The following is a 5657-nucleotide window of genomic DNA, read 5'->3' on the forward strand; positions in this document are numbered from 1 at the left end:
CTGCCAGAGCCGCTCGGCGGCCTCCGGGTCCAGCGCGTACTCCGCGACGCCCGTGCGCCCGCCGGGCCGGGCGGGGGCTGCCTGCTGGCAGTCCTCGAAGTAGCGCCCACCCACGCCGTCGAGCAGTGGCGACGCGGCCACCAGCACCGACGTGGCGGCACCCTGTTCGACGGTCTTCCACGCCGCCGCGTTGCCCGCGCGCAACCGGTTCAGCTCCTCCTCGCTGACGTAGCGCTGGAGGTTGGTGCGGATCGCGCCGGGCATCAGCGAGTTGGTGAAGATACCGTCGTCGGCCCAGCGGCGGGTCGCCTCCACGGCGAAGAGCACGTTCGCCGTCTTCGACTGCCCGTACGCCTGCCACGGCTCGTACTCGCGGCGGTCGTACTGGATGTCGTCGAAGACCACCGGCGAGCGCAGGTGGGCGGCGGAGCTGACCGAGACGATCCGGGCCCCGTCGGCGGCGGCGAGCGCCGGGCGCAGCCCGGTGGCGAGCGCGAAGTGCCCGAGGTGGTTGGTGGCGAACTGCATCTCCCAGCCCTGCGGGGTGCGGCTCAGGGGCGCGGCCATGATGCCGGCGTTGTTGACCAGGATGTGCAGCGGGCCGTCCCAGTTGGCCACGAAGTCGGCGATCGAATCCTGGTCGGCGAGGTCGAGCGGGGCGATCTGGACGCGGTCGTTGCCGGTGGCGCCGGTGATGTCGTCGGCGGCCTTCTGGCCGGCGTCGGGGTTGCGGACGGCCAGGGTGACCTCCGCGCCGGCGCTGGCCAGGGCACGGGCGGTCTCCACGCCGATGCCGGACGATCCGCCGGTGACGACCGCCCGCCGGCCGACGAGGTCCACGCCCCGGATCACGTCCATGGCCGTGGAGTCATGGGCGAACGACGTGGTGATCGGGTTGCTCGTCGTCATGATCCATCCTTGTCCCGGGTGGCGCGGGCCGGTCGGCCCGCCGGTAACCAGCCCCCGCCCGGTGCGGGCGGACGCGCTGCGCAACCGCGAACGGCTGCCTCAGGCCGCGGTCCAGGCGTCTTCCCGTCCCGGACCGGAGGTAACCGGCTGCTCGACCTGCTGATGGACGGTCTGCGGTCCCGCGACGCGGGCTGACCCGTTCCGTCCTCCGCGCAGGCCGGACGCTGCCAGAGTGGGACCGTGGGCGGCTACCGGCGGGGTGGACAACTGGGACCAGCCGTCCCGATCGCCCCCGGCGCCCGGGTGGACAAGTTCGAGGTCTTCTTCGACCTGGTCTTCGTCTTCTCGTTCTTCATCATCACCCGGGCCACCGCCGCGAACGTCTCCGGCCGGCAGCTGCTGCACGCCAGCCTGGTGCTCGCCGTGCTCTGGTGGTGCTGGGTGGTGCACAGCCTGGTCGCCACCCGCGTCCGCCTCGGCGAGGGCTACGTCCCGGTGCTGATGGTCATCGCGATGGCCGCCCTGTTCTCGTTCGCGCTCGCGCTGCCGCAGGCGTTCAGCGACCCGAAGGCGGGCGCCGCCGGCCCGATGCTGGTGGCCATCAGCTACGTCGTGGTCCGCGGCATCCACTGGATCCTGTATCAGCACGTGGTGCGCGACACCCCGCAGGAGCGCCGGCAGCTTCGCCGGTTCGCGCCGGAGTTGGCGGCGAGCATCGTCCTGCTGCTGGCCGCCGCGCTCCTCCCGCCCCTGATCGGCGACCCCAGCCGGGCCGCGCTGGTCCGCGACGGCCTGTGGATCACCGTGGTGGTGGTCCAGTTCGCCACCGGCTTCATCGTCGGCACCTGGGGCTGGGGGGTGACCAGCGCCGAACACTGGACCGAACGCTACGACCTCATCCTGATCATCGCGCTGGGCGAGTCGGTGATCTCCGTGGGCGTGGGCGGCAACCTGCTCGGCCAACCGGTCACCTGGCCTGCGGTGGCGGCCGCCGCGCTCGGCATCGTGCTCACCGCCGCGCTGTGGTGGGCGCACTTCGACTTCGTCGGGCCGGCCGCCCGGATCGCCCTGCACGCGGCGGAGGGCGGCCCGCGCGTGGCGATGGCCCGCGACGCGTACGCGTACCTGTACCTACCGATGATCGCCGCCGTGATCCTCTTCTCCATCGGCAGCGAGGAGATCCTGCACCAGGTCACCGACCCGGCCGGCGGGCCCGCTCAACGGATCGAGGGACCCGCCGTACCCATGCTCTTCGGTGGGTTGATCTTCTATTTCGCCGTCAACATGCTGTTCCAGCTCCGCACCCTGCACACCGCCACGTGGACCCGCGTCGGCGTGATCGTGGTGCTGACGGTCGCCCTGCCGGTCGGCCAGCACCTGCCGGCCCTGGGCGCGCTCGCTCTCGCCACCGTGATCTGCGTCGGACTGGTGGCCGTGGAGGTGCTGGTGATGTCGGGCTCCCGGCACGCGCTGCGGGCCGCCGTGTTCGAGGAACGGACGACGCACGAGGCCAACGAGGCCGCCTGGCGGGCCCGCTGGCACGACCCCCCGGAGCCCGACGAGCCAGGCACACCGGAACGCTAGACTGCGGTCAGCGTCGCGGTGCACCCGGCACGAAGGCCGCCGTGGGCATGGAGGCGCGGGGACAGCATGGGACGAACGTGCACCCGACCAGTTCACCCGCCGGCCGGCTCGCCGCCGTCGGCAATCAGATGATCGAGATCCACCTCTGGCTCGGCGCGGAGCTGGCCCGCCTGCGGGCCGAGCTCGGCGACTCCCCCACCGGCGACGCCCGCCCGTCGCGGGACCTGCGGGCCCACTGTCTGACCTTCTGCGCCGCGCTCGGCCGCCACCACACCGGTGAGGACGCCAGGGCGTTCCGGGTCCTGGCCGACGAGGTTCCCGAGCTGCGCCCGGTCCTGGCCAATCTGATCGCCGACCACGAGGTGGTGGCGGGGATCCTCGGGCGGATCGAGCAGGTGCTGGGCGACGACCGGCCGCTGCCGACCGCCCAGGTACGCGCCGAGCTGGACGGGCTGGCCGCGCTGCTGGAGTCGCACTTCCGGTACGAGGAGAAACGGCTCGTCACCGCGCTGAACGCGCTCACCGGCCGGCCCGGGACGACCGAGGACCTCCTCGGCCTGACCCCGCCGGCCGCGTGACGGCCTGGTCCTCGCCGGATGCGCCCGGGCCGGGCAGGCGCTCGTAGAAGCGGATCTTTTCCCGGAGGTGGTCGTACTGGCGCTGGAGCAGGCGCATCTGCTCCTCGACCTGCGCCGCGTGTCGTTGCAGCAGCTCGCGCCGCTCGTCGACGGTGTGCTCACCCTCGCGGGCCAGGGCCGCGTACCGGCACATCTGGGCTATCGGCATCCCGGTGTCGCGCAGGCAGCGGAACAGCACCAGCCAGCTCAGGTCGTCGTCGGTGAAGACGCGCCGGCCGCCCGCCGTGCGACCCACGTCGGCCAGCAGGCCGATCTTCTCGTAGTACCGCAGCGTGTCCAGGGTGAAGCCGCTGCGCCGGGCAGCCTCCGCGGGGGCGTAACCGGTCATGTCTCGGCATGGTAGCCACCCCTTGACCTGGAGCGCACTCCAGGTTGGAGGCTGGTCCGCATGACGACGACACGAACGCTGGGACGCAGCGGCATCGAGGTGAGCGCGATCGGGATGGGGTGCTGGGCGATCGGCGGCCCGCTCTGGGGTGACGACGGCCAGCCGTTCGGTTGGGGAGAGGTGGACGACGACGAGTCGATCCGTACCATCCACCGCGCTCTCGATCTCGGGGTGACCCTGTTCGACACGGCCAGCAACTACGGCGCCGGGCACAGCGAGCGCGTCCTCGGTCGGGCCCTGGCGGGTCGCCGGGCCGAGGCGGTGATCGCCACCAAGTTCGGCAACGTCAGCGACGAGGCCACCCGGCGGGCACTCGGCACCGACGCCAGCCCGGCGTTCGCCGTGCGCAGCCTGGAGGACTCGCTGCGGCGGCTCGGCACCGACCACGTGGACCTCTACCAACTGCACATCAACGACCTGCCGGTGCCCGCCGCGCTCGACCTGGTCGGCACCCTGGAGGACCTGGTCGACCAGGGCAAGATCCGGGCGTACGGCTGGAGCACCGACAACCCGGCCTCGGCGGAGGCGTTCGCGGCGGCCGGGGCGCGCTGCGTCGCCATTCAGCACGACGAGTCGGTGCTGAGCGACAACGCGGCGGTCCTCGCCGTCTGTGACCGCCACGACCTGGCCAGCCTCAACCGGGGGCCGCTGGCGATGGGCCTGCTCACCGGGTCGACCCGCGCGCTCGGCGCGGACGACGTGCGCGGTCGCGCGCCCGAGTGGTTGCAGTGGTTCACCGACGGCCGGCCCACGCCACGGTGGGCGGCACGGGTCGAGCAGGTCCGCGCGGCGCTCACCGCGGACGGGCGGACCCTCGCGCAGGGCGCGCTCGGCTGGCTGCTGGCCCGCAGCCCGCGCACGGTGCCGATCCCCGGCCTCCGCACAGTGGCCCAGGCCGACGAAAACCTGGCAACCCTGACCCTGGGCCCGCTCCCCCCGGAGGCGTACGCCGAGGTGGAAGGCCTCCTCAAAGACCTCCGCCACGGGTGACCCGCTCCCCCACTCCTCGTCGATCTTGCACTTTCGGTGGCGACGAATCGGGCCTCGCCCGACATAACGACGACACCAAGTGCAAGATCGGCGAGGAGTGGGGCCAGGGCGCATCCGGGGGTGGCGTTTTCGACGAAGATAAGGGCATGCGGATCCTTCTGGCCGGCGCGTCCGGCTTTCTCGGCACCCGGCTGGGCGACCGGCTCGCCGCCGACGGGCACGAGGTCACCCGGCTGGTGCGCCGACCGGCGCGCGACCCGCGGGAGCGGCAGTGGGACCCGGCGGCCGGCCATCTCGACCCGGCTGCGGTCGCCGGTGCGGACGCCGTCATCAACCTGGCCGGCGCGGGCGTCGGCGACAAGCGCTGGAACGACGACTACCGGCGGCTCATCCGGACCAGCCGGGTGGACAGCAGCACCACGCTCGCGACGACGATCGCCGGGCTGCCGGCCGCCGACCGTCCCCGAGCTCTACTCAACTCGTCGGCCGTCGGCTGGTACGGCAACACGGGCGACCGGGTCGTCGAGGAGGACGCGCCCGCCGGCGAGGGTTTCCTGGCCGACGTCTGCCGGGTGTGGGAGGCCGCGACCCGTCCGGCCGAGGACGCCGGCGTACGCGTGGTGCGACTGCGCACCGGCCTGCCCCTGCACCGCGACGGCGGGCTGCTCAAGCCGCAGTTGCTGCCGTTCAAGCTGGGCATCGCCGGGCGACTGGGCAGTGGCCGGCAGTGGCTGCCGTGGATCTCGATGGCCGACTGGCTGGACGCGACACTCTTCCTGCTGGCCCACGACGAGATCGCCGGCCCGGTCAACGTGGTGGGGCCGCATCCGGTGACCAACGCCGAGTTCACCCGGGAGCTGGCCCGGCAGCTGCACCGGCCGGCGATCATCCCGATCCCCGCCCTGGCCCTGAAGGTGGCGCTCGGCGGCTTCGCCCACGAGGCCCTGACCAGCACGAGAGTCCACCCCGGAGTCCTGACAAAGGCCGCCTACCCCTACCACCACCCCACCCTCCCGCAAGCTCTCCAGGCGGCCCTCACCCCCTGACCCCTCCCTGACCCCTCCCGCGTGATCAAGAGGTTTGCGTCATCCGGGGGCCGGATTCTGACGCAAACCTCTTGATCACCGGGGCGGCGGTGGCGGGGCGGG

6 protein-coding genes are annotated in these 5657 nt (G+C 72.7%); 4 read left to right on the forward strand and 2 right to left on the reverse strand.

Annotated elements, in window-relative coordinates:
- The coding region (locus AB0J68_RS25600) for an SDR family NAD(P)-dependent oxidoreductase (protein ID WP_363940720.1) at positions 1-909 on the reverse strand (909 nt) is incomplete at its 3' end.
- A gap of 240 nt (positions 910-1149) precedes the next feature.
- Between AB0J68_RS25600 and AB0J68_RS25605 the strand changes: the two genes are divergently transcribed.
- Positions 1150-2493: a low temperature requirement protein A gene (locus AB0J68_RS25605; RefSeq protein ID WP_354859731.1), complete on the forward strand. Its 1344-nt coding sequence runs from the start codon at positions 1150-1152 to the stop codon at positions 2491-2493.
- 77 nt (positions 2494-2570) lie between these two features.
- Complete coding sequence (locus AB0J68_RS25610) at positions 2571-3071, forward strand: hemerythrin domain-containing protein (protein ID WP_363940723.1); 501 nt, start codon at positions 2571-2573, stop codon at positions 3069-3071.
- Here AB0J68_RS25610 and AB0J68_RS25615 read toward each other — a convergent pair.
- Entirely contained in the window at positions 3013-3459 is a 447-nt protein-coding gene (locus tag AB0J68_RS25615) for a MerR family transcriptional regulator (protein ID WP_363940725.1), read from the reverse strand. The two genes, AB0J68_RS25610 and AB0J68_RS25615, sit on opposite strands and share 59 nt — an antisense overlap.
- A gap of 60 nt (positions 3460-3519) precedes the next feature.
- On the opposite strand from AB0J68_RS25615, the gene AB0J68_RS25620 reads away from it, so the two are divergent.
- Both AB0J68_RS25620 and AB0J68_RS25625 read left to right on the forward strand, forming a co-directional pair.
- The gene (locus tag AB0J68_RS25620; RefSeq protein ID WP_354859726.1) at positions 3520-4509 is read left to right on the forward strand and encodes an aldo/keto reductase; all 990 of its coding nucleotides are present in this window, start codon (positions 3520-3522) and stop codon (positions 4507-4509) included.
- A gap of 146 nt (positions 4510-4655) precedes the next feature.
- Positions 4656-5555: a TIGR01777 family oxidoreductase gene (locus AB0J68_RS25625; protein WP_363940727.1), complete on the forward strand. Its 900-nt coding sequence runs from the start codon at positions 4656-4658 to the stop codon at positions 5553-5555.
- The last annotated feature ends 102 nt before the right edge of the window (positions 5556-5657 follow it).

This window comes from Micromonospora sp. NPDC049580 (assembly GCF_040675595.1).
GTDB lineage: Bacteria > Actinomycetota > Actinomycetes > Mycobacteriales > Micromonosporaceae > Micromonospora.

Bases quoted from the DNA above. Each gene is read 5' to 3' on its own strand.
- AB0J68_RS25620 (WP_354859726.1), top strand. From the start codon at position 3,520: ATGACGACGACACGAACGCTGGGACGCAGCGGCATCGAGGTGAGCGCG.
- AB0J68_RS25625 (WP_363940727.1), top strand. From the start codon at position 4,656: ATGCGGATCCTTCTGGCCGGCGCGTCCGGCTTTCTCGGCACCCGGCTG.
- AB0J68_RS25615 (WP_363940725.1), bottom strand. From the start codon at position 3,459: ATGACCGGTTACGCCCCCGCGGAGGCTGCCCGGCGCAGCGGCTTCACC.